Origin of the sequence: Pseudomonas sp. DWRC2-2 (genome assembly GCF_049897885.1) — a bacterium.
In the GTDB taxonomy this organism is placed as follows: Bacteria; Pseudomonadota; Gammaproteobacteria; order Pseudomonadales; family Pseudomonadaceae; genus Aquipseudomonas; species Aquipseudomonas azotoformans_A.
This window is the reverse complement of the sequence record NZ_JAFCXD010000001.1, coordinates 357,199-381,007: the sequence shown is the minus strand read 5'-3', so window position 1 is coordinate 381,007 and position 23,809 is coordinate 357,199. Positions and strand designations below refer to the sequence as shown.

Annotated in this window: 17 protein-coding genes; 8 read left to right on the top strand and 9 right to left on the bottom strand. The window is 60.8% G+C overall.

Features of this window, described 5'->3' with window-relative positions:
* Positions 1-39: 39 nt before the first annotated feature.
* Positions 40-2,334, top strand: a complete 2,295-nt coding sequence (locus ACP7EW_RS01985) for a fimbria/pilus outer membrane usher protein (protein ID WP_426214940.1) — start codon at positions 40-42, stop codon at positions 2,332-2,334.
* Positions 2,331-3,308 carry a Csu type fimbrial protein gene (locus ACP7EW_RS01980; protein ID WP_426214938.1) on the top strand — a complete coding sequence of 326 codons (978 nt, stop codon included), beginning with the start codon at positions 2,331-2,333 and terminating at the stop codon, positions 3,306-3,308. The genes ACP7EW_RS01985 and ACP7EW_RS01980 overlap by 4 nt, the downstream gene beginning before the upstream one ends.
* On the opposite strand, the gene ACP7EW_RS01975 is transcribed toward ACP7EW_RS01980, so the two are convergent.
* Together ACP7EW_RS01975 and ACP7EW_RS01970 are read right to left on the bottom strand one after the other, a co-directional pair.
* Positions 3,305-4,042 (bottom strand): anti-sigma factor family protein, encoded by a 738-nt coding sequence (locus tag ACP7EW_RS01975; RefSeq protein WP_426214937.1) that lies wholly within the window; start codon positions 4,040-4,042, stop codon positions 3,305-3,307. The genes ACP7EW_RS01980 and ACP7EW_RS01975 overlap by 4 nt on opposite strands.
* Positions 4,039-4,545: an RNA polymerase sigma factor gene (locus ACP7EW_RS01970; RefSeq protein ID WP_016976147.1), complete on the bottom strand. Its 507-nt coding sequence runs from the start codon at positions 4,543-4,545 to the stop codon at positions 4,039-4,041. The genes ACP7EW_RS01975 and ACP7EW_RS01970 overlap by 4 nt, the downstream gene beginning before the upstream one ends.
* A 168-nt stretch (positions 4,546-4,713) precedes the next feature.
* Between ACP7EW_RS01970 and ACP7EW_RS01965 the strand changes: the two genes are divergently transcribed.
* Both ACP7EW_RS01965 and ACP7EW_RS01960 read left to right on the top strand, forming a co-directional pair.
* Positions 4,714-5,796, top strand: coding sequence for a catalase family peroxidase (locus ACP7EW_RS01965; RefSeq protein ID WP_426214935.1), 1,083 nt, complete (start codon positions 4,714-4,716; stop codon positions 5,794-5,796).
* Positions 5,793-6,332 carry a cytochrome b gene (locus ACP7EW_RS01960; RefSeq protein ID WP_426214933.1) on the top strand — a complete coding sequence of 180 codons (540 nt, stop codon included), beginning with the start codon at positions 5,793-5,795 and terminating at the stop codon, positions 6,330-6,332. Before ACP7EW_RS01965 ends, ACP7EW_RS01960 begins: the two co-directional genes overlap by 4 nt.
* On the opposite strand, the gene ACP7EW_RS01955 is transcribed toward ACP7EW_RS01960, so the two are convergent.
* On the bottom strand, positions 6,234-7,505 hold the full coding sequence (locus tag ACP7EW_RS01955) for an MFS transporter (protein WP_426214931.1): 1,272 nt from the start codon (positions 7,503-7,505) through the stop codon (positions 6,234-6,236). The genes ACP7EW_RS01960 and ACP7EW_RS01955 overlap by 99 nt on opposite strands.
* Positions 7,506-7,603: 98 nt before the next feature.
* On the opposite strand from ACP7EW_RS01955, the gene ACP7EW_RS01950 reads away from it, so the two are divergent.
* Positions 7,604-8,056: a winged helix-turn-helix transcriptional regulator gene (locus ACP7EW_RS01950; protein WP_177110611.1), complete on the top strand. Its 453-nt coding sequence runs from the start codon at positions 7,604-7,606 to the stop codon at positions 8,054-8,056.
* Here ACP7EW_RS01950 and ACP7EW_RS01945 read toward each other — a convergent pair.
* Together ACP7EW_RS01945 and ACP7EW_RS01940 are read right to left on the bottom strand one after the other, a co-directional pair.
* Positions 8,053-9,204 (bottom strand): M14 family metallopeptidase, encoded by a 1,152-nt coding sequence (locus ACP7EW_RS01945; RefSeq protein WP_426214929.1) that lies wholly within the window; start codon positions 9,202-9,204, stop codon positions 8,053-8,055. The genes ACP7EW_RS01950 and ACP7EW_RS01945 overlap by 4 nt on opposite strands.
* A 465-nt stretch (positions 9,205-9,669) precedes the next feature.
* Positions 9,670-10,020, bottom strand: a complete 351-nt coding sequence (locus ACP7EW_RS01940; RefSeq protein WP_426214927.1) for a DUF6124 family protein — start codon at positions 10,018-10,020, stop codon at positions 9,670-9,672.
* Positions 10,021-10,152: 132 nt separating this feature from the next.
* On the opposite strand from ACP7EW_RS01940, the gene ACP7EW_RS01935 reads away from it, so the two are divergent.
* Positions 10,153-10,785: a LexA family protein gene (locus tag ACP7EW_RS01935; RefSeq protein ID WP_426214925.1), complete on the top strand. Its 633-nt coding sequence runs from the start codon at positions 10,153-10,155 to the stop codon at positions 10,783-10,785.
* Here ACP7EW_RS01935 and ACP7EW_RS01930 read toward each other — a convergent pair.
* The 4 genes from ACP7EW_RS01930 to ACP7EW_RS01915 are packed head-to-tail and all read right to left on the bottom strand — an operon-like array spanning position 10,782 to position 16,308.
* Complete coding sequence (locus ACP7EW_RS01930; RefSeq protein WP_426214923.1) at positions 10,782-12,707, bottom strand: acetyl/propionyl/methylcrotonyl-CoA carboxylase subunit alpha; 1,926 nt, start codon at positions 12,705-12,707, stop codon at positions 10,782-10,784. The two genes, ACP7EW_RS01935 and ACP7EW_RS01930, sit on opposite strands and share 4 nt — an antisense overlap.
* On the bottom strand, positions 12,704-13,510 hold the full coding sequence (locus ACP7EW_RS01925) for a gamma-carboxygeranoyl-CoA hydratase (protein WP_426214921.1): 807 nt from the start codon (positions 13,508-13,510) through the stop codon (positions 12,704-12,706). The genes ACP7EW_RS01930 and ACP7EW_RS01925 overlap by 4 nt, the downstream gene beginning before the upstream one ends.
* A 15-nt stretch (positions 13,511-13,525) precedes the next feature.
* Positions 13,526-15,133, bottom strand: a complete 1,608-nt coding sequence (locus ACP7EW_RS01920; protein WP_178950809.1) for a carboxyl transferase domain-containing protein — start codon at positions 15,131-15,133, stop codon at positions 13,526-13,528.
* Between the two features lie 11 nt (positions 15,134-15,144).
* Positions 15,145-16,308 (bottom strand): isovaleryl-CoA dehydrogenase, encoded by a 1,164-nt coding sequence (locus ACP7EW_RS01915; RefSeq protein ID WP_426214919.1) that lies wholly within the window; start codon positions 16,306-16,308, stop codon positions 15,145-15,147.
* A gap of 150 nt (positions 16,309-16,458) precedes the next feature.
* Here ACP7EW_RS01915 and ACP7EW_RS01910 point away from each other — a divergent pair, with 150 nt between their 5' ends.
* Positions 16,459-18,093 carry an AMP-binding protein gene (locus tag ACP7EW_RS01910; protein WP_426214917.1) on the top strand — a complete coding sequence of 545 codons (1,635 nt, stop codon included), beginning with the start codon at positions 16,459-16,461 and terminating at the stop codon, positions 18,091-18,093.
* 81 nt (positions 18,094-18,174) lie between these two features.
* A complete protein-coding gene (locus tag ACP7EW_RS01905; protein ID WP_426214915.1) occupies positions 18,175-23,337 on the top strand; it encodes an NEL-type E3 ubiquitin ligase domain-containing protein in 5,163 nt (1,720 codons plus the stop codon).
* Positions 23,338-23,809 lie beyond the last annotated feature (472 nt).

The window sequence follows — 23,809 nt, the reverse complement described above, 5'->3', positions numbered from 1 at the left end:
TGGCCGTCGGTAGCAGTGGTAAGCGGGCTATGGGCTGCAATGGTTGCGCCCCAAGGCGTGGCTGGCGACCTGCCACCGCCGCCGAGCAGTATGGAGGCTGTCGCCGATGCACAGTTGTTTCTGGAGCTGGTGGTCAACCAGATGGACACCGGTCGCGTCATCGCGGTCGATCAACGCGCCGGGCAACTCTACGTACCCGCCAGTGCGCTGCAGGATGTGGGCATGAAGCTGCCCGGTGAACTGAGTGGCAGCGTGGGTTTGGACATGATCCCAGGCCTGCACAGTGACTACGACAGCAATGGCCAGCGCCTGCTGCTGGATGTGCCGCCGGCGTGGTTGAAGGAACAGTTTATCGGCAACCGCAACACCTACCCGCGCACCCAGGCGATGAGCAGTTTCGGTGCCTTGCTCAACTATGACCTGTACTTCAACGACACTGACGAAGGCGGCAGCTACCTCGCCGCCTGGAACGAAGTGCGGCTGTTCGACAACTGGGGCACCTTGTCCAACACCGGGCAGTATCGCCAGACCCTGGCCGATGGGATCAGCAGCAGTACCTTCAACAATGGCTACCGGCGTTATGACACCACCTGGCGTTTCTCCGATGATGAGCGGCTACTGACCTACGAGGCAGGTGACGTGATCAGCGGCGCCTTGCCCTGGAGCAGCTCGGTACGCCTGGGCGGTGTGCAGTTCTCACGGGACTTCGCCGTGCGCCCGGACCTGGTGACCTACCCTTTACCGCAATTTGCCGGTGAAGCTGCCGTGCCGTCCTCGGTGGACCTGTTTATCAACGGCTACAAGTCCGACAGTGCACTGCTGCAACCAGGGCCTTACACCCTGACCAACGTGCCGTTTATCAACGGTGCGGGTGAGGCAGTGGTGGTGACTACCGACGCGTTGGGTCGCCAGGTGTCGACCACGGTGCCGTTTTATGTGACGAGTTCGCTGCTGCAAAAAGGCCTGACGGATTTCTCGGTGGCCGCCGGTTCCTTGCGCCGGGAATACACCTTGAAAGATTTCGCCTACGGGCCTGGCGTCGCCAGCGGCACCTTTCGTTATGGTGTTTCCGACAACCTGACCCTGGAAAGCCATGCCGAGGCGTCCAGTGACCTGACCCTCGGCGGCCTGGGTGGCAACCTGCGGCTGGGCAACTTCGGCGTGCTCAACACCGCCGTCAGCCAAAGCCAGTTCGAAGGACGCAGCGGCCAGCAACTGAGCCTGGGGTATTCATACAACAGCACGCGCTACAGCCTGTCGTACCAACGGGTCGAGCGGCGTGATGAGTATGCCGACCTGACCCTGGTCGACACCCCCTACGCCAGCCTCAGCAAGCGCAGTGAGCAGGTGACCTTGAGCCTCAACCTTGAGCGTTTCGGCAGCCTGGGCGTAGGTTATTTCGACGTACAGGCAGCGGACGACTCGCGCACGCGCTTGCTCAACCTGAGCTGGAGCAAACCCCTGTGGCACAACACCAGTTTCTACCTGTCGGCCAACCGTGAGATTGGCGATAGCAACTGGGCGATGCAGGCGCAGCTGGTTATCCCGTTCGACCTCAACGGCAGCCTGGCCGTGAGTACCGAGCGCAGCAAAGATGGCGCCAGCCGCCAGCGCCTCAACTACAGCCGTGCGGTGCCGAGCGAAGGTGGGGTGGGCTACAACCTCGGTTATGCCCAGGGCGATGGCCCGGCGTACCGGCAGGCCGACCTGACCTGGCGCTTGCAGTCGGTGCAGTTGCAGGCCGGTGTGTACGGCAGCAGCGACGCCGAGACGCGCTGGGCGGATGCCAGTGGCTCGCTGGTGTGGATGGGCGGCGATATGTTTGCCGCCAACCGTATCAACGACGCTTTTGTGGTGGTGAGTACCCAGGGTTTCGCCGGGATTCCGGTGCGCTATGAAAACCAGTTGGTCGGCGAGACCGACCGCAACGGCCATCTGCTGGTGCCCTGGAGCAGTGCGTATTACCGCGGCAAATATGAAATCGATCCGTTGAACCTCCCGCTCAACGTGCAGAGCCCGAATGTGGAGCAGCGTGTGTCGGTGCGTCGTGGTAGCGGCTACCTGCTGGAGTTTCCATTGCGTCGGGTGCTCGCGGCCAGTGTCACGCTGGTGGACACCCAACATCAGGAATTGCCCCTGGGCAGCCTGGTGGTGCATGAACAAAGCGGCCAGCAGGCGGTGGTGGGTTGGGATGGCCTGGTGTACCTGGAAAACCTCTCGGCCCATAACACCTTGCAGGTCACGCTAGGCGAGGGGCGTACGTGCCAGGCGCGTTTTGAGATGGAGGAGCAGCAACAGGGCGTGCCGTTGCTCGGGCCTTTGGTGTGCCAATGAAACGCACAGGCTGGCTGTGCCTGATGGGGTTAATGTTTGCGGGACCGGCGATGGCGGCGTGCTCAGTGGTGACCACTGCGCCGGCGGGCTTCGGCTCGATCAGTTCAATGACCGTGCGCACTGCCGCGCAGGCCAGTTCGACGACCAACGCGGGGTTGCGATGCACGTCGGCGTTGATTTCATTGCTGGTCTCCACCGACCATTTTTACGCCACCATCACCGGTTCGACCCAGGGCGGTATGGTTGGGCCGACGGGCGATGTGATCGGCTACACGATCTACGGCAACAACACCACCAGCTTTCCGATCACGCGCGGTGCGCAATTTGACTTCGGCGGCGCCGGCGGGATCGCTCAGAGTTTTGGCTTGATTGCGGGCCCTGGCGCGAAAACCCTGCCGCTGTACGTGAGCAGCATTACCGGCAGTAACGTCGCCGCAGGCCTGTACACCGAGACCCTGAGCATCGCCTGGAGCTGGAATTATTGTTCGGGTATTGGCATCGGCGGCATCTGCGCCGGCCGGGATATTGGCAGTGGTACCGCGTCATTGACGGTGAGCATGACGGTCACCAACGACTGCCAGATCACCGCGCCCAACATCAGTTTTGGCAGCGCGCCTGTCATCAGCGGGTTTACCGCCGTCACCGGCCAGACCATCAGTATTTCCTGCACCAAAGGCAGTGCCTACAACGTCGGCTTGAGCGACGGCCAGAACGCCGTCAGCGTGGGCGGTCGGCGGCGAATGATCTCGGGCAGCAACTACCTGGCCTATGACATCTTCAAAAGCGCCGGCACCACGCGCTGGGGCAGTGTAAGCGCAGCTCGTCGCGACAGCTCCACCGCCGAGATCAACCCCGGCAACGGCCTGGGTATCGGCAGCCAGGTGTTCAACTACAACGCCAAGATCTACACCGACCAGTCCACGCCTCCCGCCGGCACTTACCTGGACAACGTGGTGCTTGACGTCGGTTTCTAGAACTTCAGCAGCGGCGGGCTAGGCTGATCCACGGGGCTGACCACCGCATAGTTGTAGCCGGCACCCGACCAGTATTGCGCCTGCAAGCCATCGGCACTGCGACTGCCTCTTGGCAGGAAACCGTTTTCCGGTCCCGGTGGGCGGATATAGAAACTGATGCGCCGGCCTTGCGGGTCCTCGTACAGCACCATGGCCGCGGCGCCTTGCTCAGTGGTGAGCAGGCGCCCGCTGATCGGTGTGAACCCGGAAGCACTCAAGTCCGGCAGGCGGTGCGCCTGGTTGAAGTAGCGGTCGAGCCAGGCTTGCATCGTGCCGCCGCCCTGCACCTTGTAGTCGGCGGGCATGATGCCGTCCTGGGCAAACAGGCGGAATGCCTGCATCGCATCGGCCATCGGCAGTTGGGCCGGCTGGGTGGCTTCACGGGCGTGCCAGCCACCGACACCGCCGAGGCTGACGGCGATCAGCAGCACGGCGGCCGTAGCAAAGTGGCGCCGTGATTGACGCTTGATGCGCTGACGGATCAGTGCCGGGTCCAGGTCTGGGTTGGCCGGCTGTTGCAGGGCGCCGCCCAACGCGGCACGCAGCAACTGCGCATCGTGTTGCCAGGCGTGGACCTGGGCGGCGACATCCGGGTGGGCGGCCAAGTAGGTTTCAAGCACGCGGCGATCACTCTCCAGCAGTTGGTGATCGACGTAGGCATGCAAATCGCGTTCGCTGGGGGGCAGGCTGATCATTTGAGTATCCGCAGGGAAGGGCTGGCAATTTCGCCATCACTGAGTTGACGCAGGGCTTGGCGCGCCCGTGACAGGCGCGACATCACGGTGCCGATGGGCACCTCGAGAATCTCGGCGATTTCCTTGTAGCTCAGGCCTTCGACCGAAACCCACAGCAGCAGCGCGCGCTGCTCGGTGTTGAGTTGATCGAAGGCTTGCAGGGTCGACTGGGCGATCACCGTGCGTTCCACCGACGGCTGCGCATCGTCACGCCCGGTGAAGAACTCCAGCATGCGTGCATAGCGCCGGGTGCGGCGGTGGGCGTCGAGGAACTGCCGGTAGAGGATCGAAAACAGCCAGGCGCGCAAGTCGCCTTCGACGCGTTTGTCGGCCCAACTGATGATCGCCCGTTCCAGGGTCGACTGCACCAGGTCGTCGGCGCTGCTGGCGTTACGGGTCAGGGACACGGCAAAACGCCGTAGCCTTGGGATGAGTTCACGTAACTGTTCGTCGAGTTCATGCATGGGAATCTGGCTGGTCACTACGCTGGGACTAGAGAGACGTACGGCGTTGAAGGTTATTCCCGACCCTGGGAAATAAATCAAAGGCCAGGGAATAGAGCCGATCGGCGTTCGTCTTAATGCTCCGACCTTATGTTTACCCCCTAAGGCCTTTGGCCCTGGAGTTCCTTCATGGTAGATCACTCATCACCGCCCCGTCCTCCGCTGAGCACTGCGAGCCTGATCGCACGCCTGGCAGGTATCGGTGCCGTGGTTGCGGTTATGGCGGGGGCTTTTGCCTACGTCAACGGCACCCTCGACCCACAGCGCTTGCGCCCGAAAACCCTGGTCAATGCCCTGGAAGCCAACAACGGCGTGCACCCTGGCTTCCGGCGTAACCATGCAAAGGGTGTGTGCGTGGCCGGGTATTTCGAGAGCAGCGCAGAAGCCCGTGCCTATTCCAGCGCCCAGGTGTTCAGCGAGGCTAAGACCCCACTGATCGGTCGGTTTGCTCTGCCCAGCGGCAACCCCTATGCGCCAGACAGCAGTGTGCCGATCCGCAGTTTTGCCGTGCAGTTCAGCCAGGCCAACGGCCAGCAGTGGCGCACCGGCATGAACAGCATGCCGGTGTTCCCTGTGGGCACGCCCGAGGCGTTCTACCAAATGCTCAAGGCCGGTGCGCCGCAGCCTGCCACCGGCAAGCCCGACCCGGCGAGCATGCCGGCATTTTTTGCTGCTCATCCCGAGACGGCGCCGTTCTTGGCGTGGGTCAAGACCGCCAAGCCTTCGGCCAGTTATGCGACCGAAACCTACAACGGCATTAACGCGTTCTTCCTGGTAGGGGCCGATGGCAAGCGCCAGGCCGTGCGTTGGGGCGTGGTGCCGCAGAGCCAGGATGCGGCGGGTGATACCGCGACTGCGGGCGGTGATTTCCTGGAAAAGGACCTGGTCCAGCGCCTGGCGACCGGGCCGCTGCGCTGGCAGTTGAACATGACCCTGGCCAACCCCGGCGATCCCGTGGACGATGCGAGCAAGGCCTGGACCGGCGAGCATAAAATCATCAATGCCGGCACCCTGGTGCTGCAAAGCAGCCAGCCGCAGGCTAATGGCGATTGCCGCGATATCAACTTTGATCCACTGATTCTGCCCAGCGGTATCGTAGCCTCCAATGACCCGTTGCTGGCGGCCCGTTCGGCGGCGTACGCCAGCTCGTACCTGCGTCGCGCCGGTGAAGTCAGCCCGTTGCACAGCGCCCCTCAGGAGTCGAAGCCATGAATGTCCAACCCCGGTTTTTCGCGCCCCTGGCGCGCCTGCTGCACTGGCTGATGGCGCTGATGGTCATCGCCATGCTGTTTATCGGCGCGGGCCTGGCGGCCTCTGTTTCGGAGCGCCATGAGTGGTTGATCCACCTGCACAAGCCGCTGGGTATCGCGATCCTGGCCTTGGTGATCGTGCGTTTGGTCGTGCGCTTCTCCACGCGCCAACCGCCGTTGCCTGCTGACTTGCCGCTGTGGCAAGCGCTGGCGGCCAAGGCGTCCCATCTGGTGTTGTATGCGTTGATGCTAGTATTGCCACTGCTGGGCTGGGCGATGATTTCGGCGGCGGGCGACCCGGTAATGCTTAGCAGTTCGGTGCAGTTGCCGGCGCTGGTGGGGGCGAACGCGCCGTTGTTCGCGGTGCTGCGCAGGGCCCATGGGTTCCTGGCTTATCTGCTATTCCTGACGGTGCTGTTGCACCTGGCGGCGGCGTTGTTCCATGGGTTGATCCGCCGTGACGGCGTGCTGCAAAGCATGACCGGCAGCAAGGACTGAAACAGGTCTCGGGGGCAGTGTGGTCAGCCAGTAGATCAGCGCCAGCAGGTTGATGGCGGCGCCGAGGCCACACACCCCGATCCAACCCGCCCTGGCATACAGGGCGGTTGCGCTGATGGAGCCCAGCGCACTGCCCACTGAGTAAAACAGCATGTAGCCGGCCACCAGCCGGCTCTGGGCGTCGGGGCGCACGGCGTAGATCAGGCTCTGGCTGGTGACATGCACGGCTTGCAGGCCCAGGTCGAACACAATCACGCCGAGCACCAATGCCCACAACGATGATTGGGTAAAACCGATGGCGATCCAGGACAGCAGCATCAGCAGCAATGCCGTGCCGCTGGTCCACTGGGCAAAGCCTTTGTCGGCCAAGCGACCGGCGCGGGCAGCGCCAAGTGCTCCGGCGGCGCCGGCGAGTCCGAACAGGCCAATCTGCGTATGGGAAAGCGACAGCGGCGGGGCGCTCAAGGGCAGTACCAGCGGCGTCCACAAGACGGTGCCGGCGGCGAAAATCAACATCGCCAGCACGGCGCGGTCACGCAGGACCTTTTCCTCCTTGAACAGGCTGAAGACCGAGCGGAGCAGCGCACCATAAGTGCCGGTGGCGCGCGGTTGTTCGGTGCTTGGCAATACGCGCCACAGCAAGATCGCCATCACCAGCGTCAAGCCCGCCGACAGCAAGTAAACCGAGCGCCATCCCGCCAGGTCGGCCATCGCGCCAGACACCGTGCGGGCCAGCAGCAAACCGACCACGATACCGCTGGTGACCAACCCCACCACCTGCCCGCGCTGTTCGGGCGACGCCAGATGAGCAGCCAATGCCACCAGCACTTGAGCGACCACCGCCAACAGGCCGGTCAGTGCCATGCCGGCCAACAGCCAGAAACTGTTTGAGGACAATCCCACCACCAGCACGGCCAGCGTGGAGAGCAGCAGCTGGCTGACGATGAGCTTGCGCCGGTTGAGCAAATCCCCGAGTGGCACCAGCAATAACAGGCCCACGCCATAACCGACCTGGGTGAGGGCAATGATGTTGCCGACAGTGGCGTGGTCCATGGCAAAGGTCTCGGCCATGGCGTCGAGCAACGGCTGGGCGTAATAGACATTGGCCACTGACAGGCCGCAGGCGATGGCGAACAGCATCACCACTTTGTTACTCAAGGGGGAGGAAGGCATGGGGATATCCTTTGTGGTTTTAAAATGAAACCAGTTGTACCGTAAGGACTCCGGTTTTATATTGCAACTACATTTTTGGTCGATGACAGGCAGCCCCGATGGTCAAGCTCACCCGCTTTGAAAGCGCCGAATGCCCGGTGGCGCGCTCACTGGATGCGATTGGCGATGGCTGGTCGCTGCTGATCATTCGCGATGCGTTTGATGGGATTCGCCGTTTTGGTGAGTTCCAGCGCAGCCTGGGAATGGCCAAGAACATTTTGTCCACGCGTTTGCGCAGTTTGGTGGCCCATGGGGTGTTGGAAATCGTGCCGGCGTCGGATGGCAGTGCGTACCAAGAGTACGTTCTGACGGAAAAGGGGCGGGGCCTGTTCAACGTGATCATCGGGTTGCGGCAGTGGGGCGAGGGTTTTTTCTATGGGGCAGGCGAGGCGCACTCGGTGATGGTGGACAGCGCCAACGGCGAGCCGCTGCGAGCGCTGGAGTTGCGCTCGGCGGATGGGCGGTTGCTGGGGCCTGAGGATTGTCGGCGGGTGCCCGCCGACTCGGTTTAGCGCAAGACGTCGACGATATCGGCCACGCTGCTCAACACATCCTTGCCCAGTTGCATCGAGCGTTTACCTGACCAACCGGTGAGCGGGTTGGGGGCGTCGTCGTTGTCCTTGAAGGGCATTTCCAGGGTCAGGGACAGGCAGTCGAACTGCTGGCCGACGGCATTGCACGCCAGGGTCATGTTGGCTTCGCCCGGCAGGTCGCGGGTGTAGCCGTAGGTGGTCTGGAAATCGCGGGTCAAGCCGCTCAAGTGGCTGCGGAAGTGTTTTTCCAGGGCTTCGATGCGCGGCGTGTAGCCGGGGTTGCCTTCGCAGCCGGCGGTGAAGACGTAGGGGATTACCTCGTCGCCGTGGATATCGAGGAACAGGTCGACGCCGTACTTTTCCATCTGTTGCTGCACGAACAACACTTCCGGGCTGAACTCCTGGCTCGCGCTCTGCCAGGCGCGGTTGAGGTCCTGGCCTGCGGCGTTGGTGCGCAGGTGGCCATGGAACGCGCCGTCCGGGTTCATGTTGGGCACCAGGTACAGATCAGCGACTTTCAGCAGTTTTTTCAGCTCGGCGTCACCGTCCTGTTGCAGGCGTTCAATGATGCCTTCCATAAACCATTCGGCCATGTGTTCACTGGGATGCTGTTGGGCGATGATCCAGACCTTGCGGCGGCCTTCGCCACCTTTGCCGCGACGCAGCAGTTGGATATCACGGCCTTCGACACTTTTACCGGTGGCCAGCAGTTGAGTACCGGCGCGGGTCAAGGCTTGCTCGATCAGCCAGTCGTGACGCTCACGGCTGTAGGGTTCGAAGTACGCAATCCAGGCGTGCTTCTCGCGGGTCTCAAGGCTGATATGCAGGATTTCACCATCAAAGCGAGAGGGCACCCGGAACCAATTGATATGGTCGTAGGACGCCACGGCGTTGTAGCCGCTCCACGCGTGCGGGTAAGACGACTTGCCCGCGTTGCTCAAGCGGAAGGTATGGGTGTGGCCCACGTGCATGCCTTCGGCCTTGAAGTGGAACCACTGGAAGTGTTGGCTACGGGTATCGGGTTTGATCGCCAGCAGCAACTGGTGGGAATCGTGGGCATCCAGTACTTGGATATTGCCACTGTCGAAATCGGTGCTGATCCTGATGGAGGTCAAGGCCACGGTCATAGTCTGGTTGCCTGAATATGAGTGTTGTGGCGGCTATATTACACAGGAGTCTGGTAAAGACTGGATGCAAAATTGTTGCATGGGGGAGGGGGCGTCATCCTTGACGCCGCAGCAGCTTAGAATCTATGAGATTGATTCTCAAGCGCTATTTCGCAAAGGTTTGGACTAGAGCGTTCGACTGGCTTTCTTTTGGCGATGGTCTTTTGCTACCATGCGCGCCATCGAGCAACACACAGTCTTCATTAGCCTGAAGCCATGCCAGGGAAACTGGCAAAAAAAAGACCCGGCCAAAGAGCCGGGTCAAAAACCGTGATTAGCCTGATGAGGAGATATTCCAAGAGTCCGACCTAAGGTCCCTTGGTCTATCGACTGATCTCGCGATCAGCTAGGTCCAATAATAATCATTATCATTTGCAAGTCAAATGTTTTTATCCGTGAGATAGAAATATTTTTCTTCTGCGCCTGTTATCCGTTCGCTTGAGCCGCTGGCGCCTGCAACGACCGCTCCACCATCGCTTTCGCCATATCGATCAAATACACCACCGAAAACGCCAGGTCGCGATGATTGCCCTGATGGCTGCTCGCGGATTCATAGGCCGTGGCTGCGGCGCTGCGCAACAGGTCTGAGGCGTGTACGAGGGCTTCCTCCTGGCTGATGCCCGGCTTGATGGCGAACAGGGCGCCGTCAGGGGCTGCTGCCGGCATCTCTTCTTTCAAGTAAAAGTCCAACGCGCGCTGGGCGGCACCGCTGCTGCGCAGGTCGTGCATTTCGGTGTCTTCAGAGGGTTCAGGCAGGAGATACGGGCTGGTCGTCATAAGGGGCGGTACTCTGTAGTGGGTGTCGAAAACCTTATGTCCGATGATAGTACGTATCGTATTTATGTCGTTTTATGGATTACTACAAACTGTTTATTGCCCTGAAAACTACGTGACGTATTGTCAGCTCCCATGGATAACTGGATTGCGTTGGTCAAGGCCAACATGGAAGACCGCAAGGTCACGCAGGGTGAATTGGCTGAGCGCCTGGGCATGTCCCAAGGCGGCGTTGGCCACTGGCTCAACAAGCGCCGTGCACCCAGCGTGGTGGACATGAACCGGGTGTTGGCGGCGCTGGGGTTGGGGTACTTGGAAGTCGCGCTGGACATTCGCGAACGGCCCGATGAGGCGCCTGCGCAGAAAAACTACAACCCGTATTTCCGCTACCCGGTCAGCGATTGGAAAGGGTTGTGCGAGGTCCGCGAAGAGCGTGCGACCTATGGCGCTGTGCGCTTCGAACTCACGGATTACCCTGCTCAGGGGGATGCGTTCTGGCTGCCAGTCACAGGCGACGCCATGACCGCACCCAGCGGCTTGAGCGTCAGTGCGGGCATGCTGATCCTGGTCGACCCGGCCATCCAGGCAGAGCCTGGCAAGCTGGTGGTCGCCCAACGGGCCGGGAGCCCTCAGGCGACCTTCCGCCAGTTGCAGGAAGAAAGCGGCCAGCTTTACCTGGTACCGCTCAATCCCACCTACCCCAAGCAGCCATTCACCGACGATTGCCACATCCTGGGGGTTGTTGTTCAAGCCACGGCGAAGTTCTAGACGGCCGTTTCGAGCGCCACCAACGCGCAACCTTCTGCAACCATTTCACCTTCCTGGCAGAACAACGCCTTGACCACCCCGACGTGAGGCGCGCGGATGCTGTGCTCCATCTTCATGGCCTCCAGCACCACCAGTTGCGTGCCGGCTTCGACTTGCTGACCGACCTCCACCAGCACCCGCACGATACTGCCGTTCATCGGCGCCGTGAGGCCGCCTTGATGTGACTGGTTGGCCTCAACCGCCGCAATCGGGTCGAACAATGTGACGGCCTGCAGCTCGCCGTCCCAGCGCAAAAACACGCTGCTTTCGTTGCGGACTGCCAGATGGCTGTGACGCACGCCCTGTTGCTCGATCAGCAGATGTTCGCCACGTAGTTGTGGCGTATCAGCCGCCAGCGTCACCAACCGATCCTGGCCATTGCAACTCAAATGCAACGAAACTTCGGCAGGTAACCCGGCGCGAAATCCTCGCGAATCTGCCCAAGGCCCATCACTCTTCGGCAAGCTCTGAATGAAGGCCGCGCCCGCCGCTTGCCAGAACGCATCACTCAATACTCCAGGCCCGGGTAGCAACTCCTCCTGATAGCGCGGAATAAACCCGGTATCCAACTCAGCCGCCGCAAACGCCGGGTGCCCGATGATGCGTCGCAAAAATCCCAGGTTGGTCTTCAGCCCGCCGATGGCAAACTCATCCAACATGGCCAGCAACCGCAATCGCGCCTGTTCACGGTCTTCACCCCAGGCAATCAGCTTGCCGAGCATGGGGTCGTAGAACGGCGACACACTGTCGCCTTGCTCCACACCGCTGTCCACGCGGCGGCCAGGACCCGGTGCGGATTCACGGTACAGCGCCAGATGCCCGGTGGCGGGCAGGAAGTCATTGGCGGGGTCTTCGGCATACAGCCGCACTTCGATGGCATGGCCGATCAGCGGCACCTGCTCCTGGGTGATCGGCAGCGCCTCGCCCTGGGCGACACGGATCTGCCAGGCGACCAGGTCCAGGCCGGTGATCGCTTCGGTCACCGGGTGTTCCACTTGCAGCCGCGTGTTCATCTCCATGAAGAAGAACTCACCGCGCGCGTCCAGCAAGAACTCCACGGTGCCTGCGCCGACATAGCCGATGGCCTGGGCCGCACGCACGGCGGCTTCGCCCATGGCCTTGCGCTGTTCAACACTCAGTCCCGGTGCTGGCGCCTCTTCGACGACCTTCTGGTGGCGACGCTGGATCGAGCAGTCACGTTCATTGAGGTACAGGCAATGCCCGTGCTGGTCGGCAAACACCTGGATCTCCACGTGACGTGGCTTGAGCAGGTACTTTTCCACCAACATCTGCCCGTTGCCAAAGGACGACAGCGCCTCGCGCTGTGCCGAGGCCAGGGCTTCGGCCAACTGGCTGACATCCTCGACCACCTTCATGCCTTTGCCGCCACCACCGGCCGTGGCCTTGAGCAGTACCGGGTAACCGATGTGCTCGCAGGCGGCGCGGAAGGTTTCCAGGTCCTGGGCTTCACCGTGATAACCCGGCACCAAGGGGACTCCGGCGGTTTCCATCAAGGCCTTGGCGGCCGATTTGCTGCCCATGGCATCGATGGCCGAGGCGGGCGGGCCGAGGAAGATCAAACCTGCTGCTTCAATCGCACGGGCAAAACCGGCGTTCTCCGACAAAAAACCGTAACCCGGATGAATCGCCTGGGCGCCGCTGGCCTGGGCCGCAGCAATCAGTTTGTCGATTTGCAGGTAGCTGTCCGTGGCCTTGCTGCCGCCCAGGTCGACGCGGATATCCGCCTCACGGCTGTGGCGTGCATCGCGGTCAATGGCGCTGTGCACCGCCACGGTGGTCAGGCCCATGGCTTTGGCGGTGCGCATCACCCGGCAAGCAATTTCGCCACGGTTGGCCACCAGTAGAGTCGTCAACGTACTCATGAACGCGGCTCCTGCGCTTGCCAGCTGGGTGGACGTTTTTGCAGGAAGGCGCGCAGGCCTTCCTGGCCTTCGGCGCTGACACGAATGCGCGCGATGGCATTTTCGCAATAGCGGCGCAGGGCCGGGGTGAGGGCGCCGTGGCCCACTTCGCGCAGCAAGTCCTTGCTGGCGCGCATGGCCGCCGGGCTGTTTTGCAGCAGGTTGGCGATCCATTGTTCGACCTGTTGATCCAACTCGCTGATCGGATAGCTTTCCGCCAACAGGCCGATCTCCCGCGCACGCTGGCCGCCGAAGCGCTCGGCGGTCAGCGCATAGCGCCGTGCCGCACGCTCGCCGATGGCTTGCACCACGAACGGACTGATCACCGCCGGCGCCAGGCCAATACGCACTTCCGACAGACAGAACTGCGCATCGTCCGCGCCAATCGCCATGTCACAGCAACTGATCAACCCCAGCGCTCCGCCGTAGGCCGCACCTTGCACCACCGCCAGGGTCGGAATCTTCAGCTTGGCCAGGTTGTACATCAACTCTGCCAATTCGCGGGCATCGTCCAGGTTGGTGTGGTAATCCAGCTCAGCCGATTGCTGCATCCAGGCCAGGTCGGCCCCGGCGCTGAAGTGCTTGCCGCGCCCGCGCAGCACCAGAAAGCGCAGGGATGGATCACCCTGTACGTGGTCGAGGGCGATGATCAGTTCGCGGATCATCTCTGCGTTGAACGCGTTGTTCTTGGCTTCACGGCTGAGCCACAGCGTGGCAAAGCCACGGCTGTCAGTGATCAATTCGAGGGTGTTGAAATCGCTCATGGGATACAGCTCCATTTACATGCGGAACACGCCGAAGCGGCTCGGCTCGATGGGGGCATTCAGCGAAGCGGACAAGGCCAGCGCCAGCACGTCACGGGTCTGCAACGGGTCAATCACACCGTCGTCCCACAGGCGCGCGCTGGAGTAGTAGGGGTGGCCCTGGGTTTCGTATTGGTCGAGGATCGGCTGCTTGATGGCAGCCTCTTCTTCGGCGCTGAAATCGAGGCCTGCACGTTCAGCCTGCTCGCGCTTGACCTGCACCAGCACGCCGGCCGCCTGTTCGGCACCCATCACGCCGATGCGTGCATTCGGCCACATCCACAGGAAGCGCGGATCATAGGCGCGGCCGCACATGCCATAGTTCCCGGCACCAAAGCTACCACCGATGATCACCGTGAACTTCGGCACCTTGGCGCAAGCCACGGCGGTGACCAGCTTGGCGCCGTGTTTGGCGATGCCGCCGGCTTCGTATTTCTGGCCGACCATGAACCCGGTGATGTTCTGCAGGAACAACAGCGGAATGCCACGCTGGCAGGCCAGCTCGATAAAGTGCGCGCCTTTTTGCGCGGCTTCGGCAAACAAGATGCCGTTGTTGGCCAGGATCGCAATCGGGTAGCCGTGCAGGTGTGCAAAGCCGCATACCAGCGTGGTGCCGAACAGCGCCTTGAATTCATCGAACACCGAAGCGTCCACCAGCCGTGCGATCACTTCGCGCACATCGAAGGGCTGCTTGGCGTCGGCCGGGATCACGCCGTACAACTCTTCACTGCTGTACAGCGGCGCGACCGGCGTGCGTTGCAGCAGTTCGCCTTGTTTGCGCCAGTTGAGGTTGGCCACGCTGCGCCGAGCCAGCGCCAGCGCGTGTTCATCGCTGTCGGCATAGTGGTCGGCCACGCCGGAGATCTTGCAGTGCACATCGGCACCGCCGAGGTCTTCGGCACTCACCACTTCACCGGTCGCGGCCTTCACCAGCGGCGGACCGGCGAGGAAGATGGTGGCTTGCTGGCGCACCATGATTGCTTCGTCGGCCATGGCCGGCACGTAGGCGCCACCCGCAGTGCATGAGCCCATCACCACCGCGATCTGCGGGATGCCCTGGGCGCTCATGTTGGCCTGGTTGAAAAAGATCCGCCCGAAGTGCTCGCGGTCGGGGAACACCTCGTCCTGACGCGGCAGGTTGGCGCCGCCCGAATCCACCAGGTAGATGCACGGCAGGCGATTCTGCTCGGCAATGGTCTGCGCGCGCAGGTGTTTTTTCACGGTGAGCGGGTAGTAGGAACCGCCTTTCACCGTGGCATCGTTGGCGACGATCATGCATTCGACACCTTCCACCCGGCCGATCCCGGCAATCACGCCAGCGGCGGGCACATCTTCGCCGTACACCTGATGGGCGGCCAATTGGCTGAGTTCGAGGAACGGCGAACCGGGGTCGAGCAAACGGTTGATACGCTCGCGGGGCAACAGTTTACCGCGTGAGGTGTGCCGCTCCTGAGCCTTGGCGCCGCCGCCTTGCTGCACGTGGGCGAGCAGGCTGTGCAGGGCGTCGACCTGTTGGCGCATCGCCGCGCTGTTGGCGGCAAATTCTGCCGAACGCGGGTTGAGTTGGGTGTGCAAGGTGGCCATTACGCGCTCCTTCAGCGGGTTTCGTTGAAGAGTTCGCGACCGATCAGCATCCGGCGGATCTCACTGGTGCCGGCGCCGATTTCATACAGCTTGGCGTCGCGCAGCAGCCGACCGGCGGGGAATTCATTGATGTAGCCGTTACCGCCCAGGATCTGGATTGCGTCGAGTGCCATCTGCGTGGCGCGCTCGGCGCTGTAGAGGATCACCCCGGCCGCATCCTTGCGCGTGGTTTCGCCACGCTCACAGGCCTGGGCCACCGCGTAGAGATAGGCTCGGCTGGCGTTGAGCTGGGTGTACATGTCCGCGACCTTGCCCTGGATCAGCTGGAATTCGCCGATGCTCTGGCCGAACTGCTTGCGATCGTGGATGTAGGGCACGATCAGGTCCATGCAGGCTTGCATGATCCCGGTGGGGCCGCCGGACAGCACCACCCGTTCGTAGTCCAGGCCGCTCATCAGCACTTTCACGCCGCCGTTGAGTACGCCGAGGATGTTTTCTTCCGGTACTTCCACGTCATCGAAGAACAGCTCGCAGGTGTTGGAACCGCGCATGCCCAGCTTGTCGAACTTGTTGCTACGGGTGAAGCCTTTCCAGTCGCGCTCGACGATGAAGGCAGTGATGCCGTGAGGGCCTTTCTCCAGGTCCGTCTTGGCGTAGATCACATAAGTGCTGGCGTCGGGGCCATTGGTGATCCAGGTCTTGCTGCCGTTGAGCACGTAATGATCGCCGCGTTTGTCGGCACGCAGCTTCATCGAGACCACATCGGAACCGGCGTTCGGCTCGCTCATGGCCAGGGCGCCGACGTGTTCGCCACTGATAAGTTTGGGCAGGTACTTGAGTTTCTGGGCGTGGTTGCCGTTGCGGTTGATCTGGTTCACGCACAGGTTGGAGTGCGCGCCGTAGGACAACGCCACCGAGGCCGAGCCGCGGCTGATCTCTTCCATCGCCACCACATGGGCCAGGTAACCCAGGCCGGCGCCGCCGTATTCTTCCGGGACGGTGATGCCCAGCAGGCCCATGTCGCCGAATTTCTGCCACAGGTCGGCGGGAAACAGGTTGTCGCTGTCGATCTGTGCCGCGCGTGGCGCGATTTCCTTGCTCACGAAGGACTGCACCTGGTCGCGCAGCATGTCGATGGTTTCACCGAGGGCGAAGTTCAGGGACGGGTAACTCATGGACAGGCACCTTAATGTGAGCTTTGTTTTTGTGTGGAGGGCGCGCCAGGGGAGGGCGCTCACCTTTACGTTAACGTAAGCTTGCGTTGCGGCGCTGTCAATCGTAGTTTACGTTTACGTCAACCTACAAAAAAGACAACAGGGGTCGTTATGGATCAACCGAACCAGAGCTACAGCCGTGGCTCCCAGGACAAGACCTTGCTGGCCATGACCATTGGCCAAGCCTTTGACCGAACCGTGGCGCAATTCCCCGAGGGCGAGGCCCTGGTGGTGCGCCACCAGCAGCGCCGCTACACCTGGCGGCAACTGGCCGAAACGGTGGATTTGCACGCCCGTGCGTTTCTCGCCCTGGGCATGCAGACCGGCGATCGGCTGGGCATCTGGGCCCCCAACTGCGCCGAGTGGTGCATCAGCCAGATCGCCAGCGCCAAGCTCGGCGTGATCCTGGTGAACATCAACCCGGCCTACCGAAGCAGCGAACTGGACTACGTGCTCAAGCAATCCGGCTGTCAGTGGCTGGTGTGCGCCGGGTCGTTCAAGACCTCCGATTACCACGCGATGCTGCAGGAATTGAAGCCTGACCTGCGCGGCATGATCAGCCTCGACCCCAGCCCACCCACAGGATTCATGCCCTGGTCGCAGCTATCGGCCCTCGGCGCAGGTATCCCGCCTGAACATCTGCACACCCGCCAGGGCAGCCTGCATTTCGACCAACCCGTGAACATCCAGTACACCTCTGGCACCACCGGTTTTCCCAAGGGCGCTACCCTCAGTCACCACAACATCCTCAATAACGGCTACATGGTCGGTGAAAGCCTGGGCCTGACCGCGCAGGACCGCCTGGTGATCCCGGTGCCGCTGTACCACTGCTTCGGCATGGTCATGGGCAACCTGGGTTGCATCACCCATGGCACCACCATGATCTATCCCAATGACGGTTTTGATCCGCTGTTGACCCTCAGCACCGTCGCGGAAGAACGCGCCACCGGGCTCTATGGCGTGCCCACCATGTTCATCGCCATGCTCGATCACCCGCGCCTCGGCGAGTTCGACCTGTCCACCCTGCGCACCGGCATCATGGCCGGCGCCACGTGCCCCATAGAAGTAATGCGCCGAGTGATCAGCGAGATGCACATGAGCGAGGTACAGATTGCCTATGGCATGACGGAAACCAGTCCGGTGTCCTTGCAGACCGGCGCGGATGACGATCTGGAACGCCGTGTGACCACCGTCGGGCGCACCCAGCCGCAGTTGGAAAACAAGATCATCGACGCCGACGGCAACACCGTTGCTCGCGGCGAGATCGGTGAACTCTGCACTCGCGGCTATAGCGTGATGCTCGGCTACTGGAACAACCCTGACGCCACCCGCGACGCCATCGACGACGCCGGCTGGATGCACACTGGCGACCTGGCGAGCATGGACACCCATGGCTACGTGTGCATTGCCGGGCGCAACAAGGACATGATCATCCGTGGCGGCGAGAACGTATACCCGCGTGAGCTGGAGGAATTTTTCTTCACCCACCCGGCAGTGGCGGATGTGCAGGTGATCGGCATTCCGGACGAGCGCTACGGTGAAGCCATCGTTGCCTGGGTCAAGTTCCATCCCGGCCATGTGGCCAATGAGCTTGAACTGCAAACCTGGTGCAAGGGCCGCATCGCGCATTTCAAGACGCCCAAGCACTTCAAATTCGTGGAAGAGTTTCCAATGACGGTCACCGGCAAGATCCAGAAATTTCGCATGCGTGAGATCAGCATCCAGGAGCTGCGCGACGACGCCTGACACGCGGTGCATGTCTACGGCTCCATGCTGAAACGCGATGCCTAAAGTGGCGGATTATTTCGCCACTTGAAGGCTATACCGATGACAACGCCCACGATTGATGCCGCGACGCGGCCTGGTCAGGCTGAACAGAGCCCCCATGCCCGGGTGATCAACGACAACACACCGGACTGGTACACCGATGCGCTGGACTCGCGCAAAACCGAACTGGGGGCGTTGGCCCTGCGCATTCCCGATTGGTACAAAAAGGCGTCGACCACTGCGCGCGACCGCATGAGGGCGGTCCACCTGCGCAGCAGGACCTCATTGAACCAACTCGATCAGATGTTCAGTGATCTCAAGGGGCCGGCAGAGTACGCCGAGCCGTTGCTGACGGCAGCGATCGAAAAACAGTTCGGGCAGCGGCTGGACACCAGAACCGTGTTCTATGCCCGCAAGATGGAACAGAAAGAGTGTGACCCTGGCCCCAGGGAGCTCCCGACCACCCACGCCAGCACCTTGGCCCCGCAGTTCTACTTCTACCGAGGCATCAGCCTGCTGGAAGCGGCGCTGAACAACTTTACCTCGGACGAAGCCAGCGAGCCGGTTTGCACGGATTGCCACCTGATTACCTATTACAATTTTTATCAGTATCCCTCGACCAAGGTGCATTCTCCCGGCAACGTCCAGTCACTTCCGCTGCGTATCAAGGCGCACGAGTTTGCAAAACTGTGTCGGGACCTGGACCTCGGGAGTTCCTACTACGAGTACGTGCGCACCTTTATCAACAACCAGATTCGGATAACCACCACACCGGCGGGAATTGGCAAGCTCTACAGTACCCTGATCACCAGCCATCGGAACCAGTTGAAACTGGCCGCCGAGATCGCCTTGATGAAGGGCGACATCGAAACTGATCACCGTCAGGTGATCAATGACCTGCTGATTGATCAAGTGAAGAGTAAGTGGCAAGGGGAAGCGGTCAAGTGTTCGCCGTTGCGATTACTCAACGTTGTGATCGAGAACATCCTGATCATCGGTCCGGTTGTGTGGCGGGCAAATGTGAGGAATGCAGAGCTCGTGCCCTTGCCGTGCTTGATCTATATCCCTGGCGATCCACTTCATCCGCTCAAGGCCTATGACCATATCGCGGCCTTTACCGACCACCTGACGACGCGGCTGTGTCGTGTCGAATACCGCAAGTTTTTCAGCCAGTTCGTGGCGCTTGCCGATCAGGATGCATTCTTCACGCAACTGAAGGTGTTGCTGGACCCCGGCGCGCTGTACGCCCACGACCAGGATTTTGCCCCGGCACAGAAAAGCCGCATCCACCGCCAGGGCACCTACGCGCCACCGTGGCGCGATGTCTGGATGGACTGCGCGCAGCAGCGGATAAAATTGATCATGAGCAATGCCAGCACGAGCGTGGTGGCCACCCAGGATGTCGACGATCGTGTGTTCAACGCCTGGCTCTGGTCGTTTGGCAGCGCAGCCCTGGATATTCTCAACCTTGCCGCTTTTGTGGTGCCGTTCCTGGGCGAGGTGATGCTGGTCGTCGCCGCTGTGCAGGTGGTGTATGAAATTGGCGAAGGCATTGATGCCTGGTCCCACGACGACGCCCAAGCGGTCTGGGCACACTTTTCAGCGGTGGGCTTGAATCTGGCGGGGCTGGCGGTGCCCAAGGTGCTGGTGGCCGCCAAAGAAACGGCGTTCATCAAGCGCCTGGCGCATATAGAACTCGGCGGGCGTCCGCGTTTGTATGATTTCAACCCGAGTCGCTATGTGCACCGAATCGCTTTGTCCGAAGGGCAGCGGCCAAACGCGCATGGCCTGTATGCCCATGAAGCAGGCCTGTACCTGCCGGCACCGGACGGTGGTCACTACAAGGTCCAGGCCAGCGGCACTGATGATGAGTTCAGGCTACTGCACCCTGAAGGCGATTCCCGATATGCGCCACGCCTGCGACACAACGGCGAGGGAGCCTGGGTGCATGAATTCGAAGACCCGTTGACGTGGGATCGCAAGACCCTGTTGCGCCGTATGGGACACACCGTCGATAGCCTGAGCGATAGCCAGCTTGAGCAAGCCAGGGCGATCAGTGGTGTGACAGATGATGAGTTGCGTCGGGTATTTATCGAGCATCGAGCGCCTGCGCCGCTGTTCAAGGACATGCTCCGGCGGTTCGAATGCGCGAACAGGTATCAGGCATTTATCGACCAATTAACGCACCCTAATCCTGAGGTTTTCAGCCAGGTCGATTGGTACACACAAGTACAGTTGTTGGTCGAGTGTGGGATGTGGCCCGAGTCGCGTGTGTTGGTGGCGCTCGATGAAGAGGGGAATCAAGTGTGGTGTTCAGCTGACCCGAGTGATTCAACCTCGACGGTCACGCTCGGACATGAAGAACTGGCCAGTGGTCGCCTCTTTTCAGCATTCAGGGAGCAGTTGACGGAGCGCGAGATCCGCCACTTGTTAGGCGAGAAGACGATGACGGAAGAAGCTGTCTCATACCTGTTTCTAAGGACCCGAGATGTTTCATCCGAAGCTTTGCCTTCCTCTGGCGAAGAACTTGTAGATGACGATGAAGATACTGACCCGTTGATGCACTATTTGCGCACACCCTTCGCAAGGGGGATGCGCTACCGGGACTGCTTGCTAGAAGCGGCGTACAGCACCAAAGGCGAGCTGTTCAATCGCGAGATAGCCGCCGGTGATGTATCCAGTGACGCCAATGTTCAATTGATCCAGCGCGATTTTCCCGGTCTGCCTAAACTGGCCGCCGAAGAAATAGTGAGCCATGCCAACAGTCAGGAGTTGGCAAGCCTGCAGTCTCGTTCACGTTTGCCGTTGCGTCTGGCCGAGGAAGCGCGTGTCTACGTGCAGAAAGCGCGTGTCATGCGCGCACATGCCGATCTTTTATTCGACAACCCACTCACGTTGGACGTCGTACGCCTGGCCCTGCACAAGATGGCTTCCCTGCCCGGGCTACTGGAGGGTGTAGCCCTGGAGCTCCGCGGCGGGACTTACGACGGCCCATTACTCGACCGCGTAGGCGATTTGGGCGCCCCCCGGCAACTGCGTCTTGTCCACTCTGACCTGAAGGAGTGGAGGCTCTACAGCGGTCCGGAAAAAACAGAGTATTGGCGCAGCGACAAGGATGCGTTCTTTAACGCGCTCTGGATGGCGAGCAGTGGCAAGTTCACACGGTGGGCTGAGTTCAATAGGGCTGCGCAACATTTAAAGGTGCGGCTAGCGCAACAGCCGTTGAGTGAGCCAGCGAGCCGGCGTGCACTGGGCTTGCAAGCGATCAAGGCCGGGTTCAAGTCACCCATGCGTTTGGCTGACGGGCGTTTCGGTTATCCGCTCAGCCCGGTGGGTGGCGCTGCCGAGCGTCCTTCTGTTTGTCGCATGAAAGCAATGTCGCTCTATCCGTCAAAGTCCATGGACGAGGTCGAGGCGATGCTTGAACTGGGTAATGCGCAAGACGCTGTGTTGCTGGCGAAGCTGACCCAGCTTGAGGCGGAGTTCGCTGAACTGGATACGACGCTGAGCAACTGGCAGAAGGAAGGAGGGTCGGGCTATGCAAGCGCCAGGCGCAGAGTGTCGGGCACTCTCAAGGCCGCGTGGCGCAGGATAGGGCGCGAGGAGTTCGCGGGGGACGGCACGCCAATCGGCTATGCACTGAACCTGTCGGATGAGGCGATCGGTGAGCTGCCAGCGATTACCGCGAATATGGATCACGTGGGCAGCCTGGTTTTACGTCGAATGGCACTGTCGGACAGTTCACTGCCGTTTCTGAAGGCATTCGGCGGCTTGCGCTGGCTGAACATGAGCGACAACCACCTTACGCAACTACCGGAATTCGCCAATGGCGGGGCAGGGCTGACGAAACTCAACTTGAGCAGAAATGATATCCAGCTGACCGAACCGAGCCGTCTTCGCCTGGAAGGTATGCAGAGTTTGAAGATTCTCAACCTGGCAGATAACCGTCGCCTGGGCTGGCAGGCCGACCTGCGCCGCCTGCGCCATTTGAACCAGCTTTACCTGGCGGGCACCGACATCTCCACCTTTCCCGTCGGCGCCGAGCAACTGCCCAACCTGGCCCGCATCGATCTGCATTCAAACCGGATCACTACCTTACCCGAGTACGCCTACCAGCATCTTGAGCGCATCAATGTGCATGACAATCCCTTGTCGGCCGCTACGGTTGCCCGACTGGGTGAGCCTTTCAATCCGGCGCAGTGGGGTGAGCACATCACTGTGGACGAGGCACGTGGCTTGTGGCTGGAGGGAATGCCTTCCGAGGAGTTGGCGCGGCGTGGAGATGTCTGGGATGAACTGAAAGGCAGCCCTGAGTCGGCGGCGTTTTTTACTGTCGTGGCCGATATCACCCGCAGTGCCGAGTATGCCAGCCAAGTGGCCCGTCCGGTATTGGCCGAGCGGGTGTGGGACATGCTGGAGGCCGCGAGCGAAAGCCAGGACATCCGTGGGGCGTTGTTTGCCGCCGCCGATGATCGGGTGACCTGTGGGGACGGCACGTCGGTCGAGTTCATGAACCTTGAGAGTGAGTTGATGGGGGCGAAGGCTCTTGCGCTGGCGGGCACGGAAAATGCCGAGGGTGCATTGATTGGCACGGCTAGAAAGCTGTTTCGTTTAATGCTGGTAGACGCCATTGCGCTACGGGATGTTGCGGCGAGAGGGCCAGGGTTCACCGAGCAGGTTGAAGTTGTCCTGGCTTATCGGACGCGACTTGCAGACCGACTGGCGTTGCCGGTCAAATCCCGCGAGATGTTGTTTCCCCAACAGGCTGATGTGTCCGAGACAGCGCTCAATGCGGCGTACGATCAGGTGCTCAGGGACGAACGCAAGCCTGCTGATGAGGAAGCCTTTTTTGTCGGGCGCCCATTCTGGGAGAAACACCTTCGTGCACGCTACCTTCAGGCGCTCAACACGCTGATGGCACCAGAGCTTGAGCCGATCAATGAGAAAGTTGATGCATTGTTCGAACTCTCAGAGCTGGAACGCCAGCAGGACGCAAGCCCTGAGTGGCAGACCACCCACGACGAGGCGGCCGACCGCCTGGCGGGCTTATTGGGCAAGCGCAGGGATGAAATCCTGGTGAATGGCTCGATGCAAAGTGCGTTTTACCAGCGAGAGCTCGATCAGTTGGGGGCCGAACGGCATGCACTGGAGCAGAGATCCCTGAAAGTGCTGACGCGCAGGGTGCTGAACAATTTCGCGGCAACAGACGGAACATCGCTCTAAAACGGTGAGTGCAGACAGCACAAAGGGGACCCGAGGGTCCCCTTTAATTTGTCGTTGCGTGCTCTTTTTTTATTATTGAGGGGCGGTCTATTGTTGTTTTTGGCAACCGTTACCCTTTACCGCTGTTTTTGGCGACCCCCATCCGGGGTCAAGAGCAAACGTATTTTTTTGAGCGCTGATCTGCTTCTTCGTTAACGATCCAACCAGTGGGTAGCTACCTGAGGTAGTTTTATTTTTCTCTAACCGGTTGCGGGTTTCGGCACGCCGTACCCTGCGAAGCACATCTTCTCCAAAAAAATCTGTTAGCTGCGTCTCTGCCGTGTTGTTTTTGTTATGTCAGAGTCGTTTCGTCTTATTTTTATTAGGTTTGGCGCTTTTTATTCTTGTTATGCCATAGAGATAGCAGAAGCCGTGCCAACTTTTAAAAATCCTTTAAAATCAATGGTTTGATTTTTATGTGGGATTCGGCCTG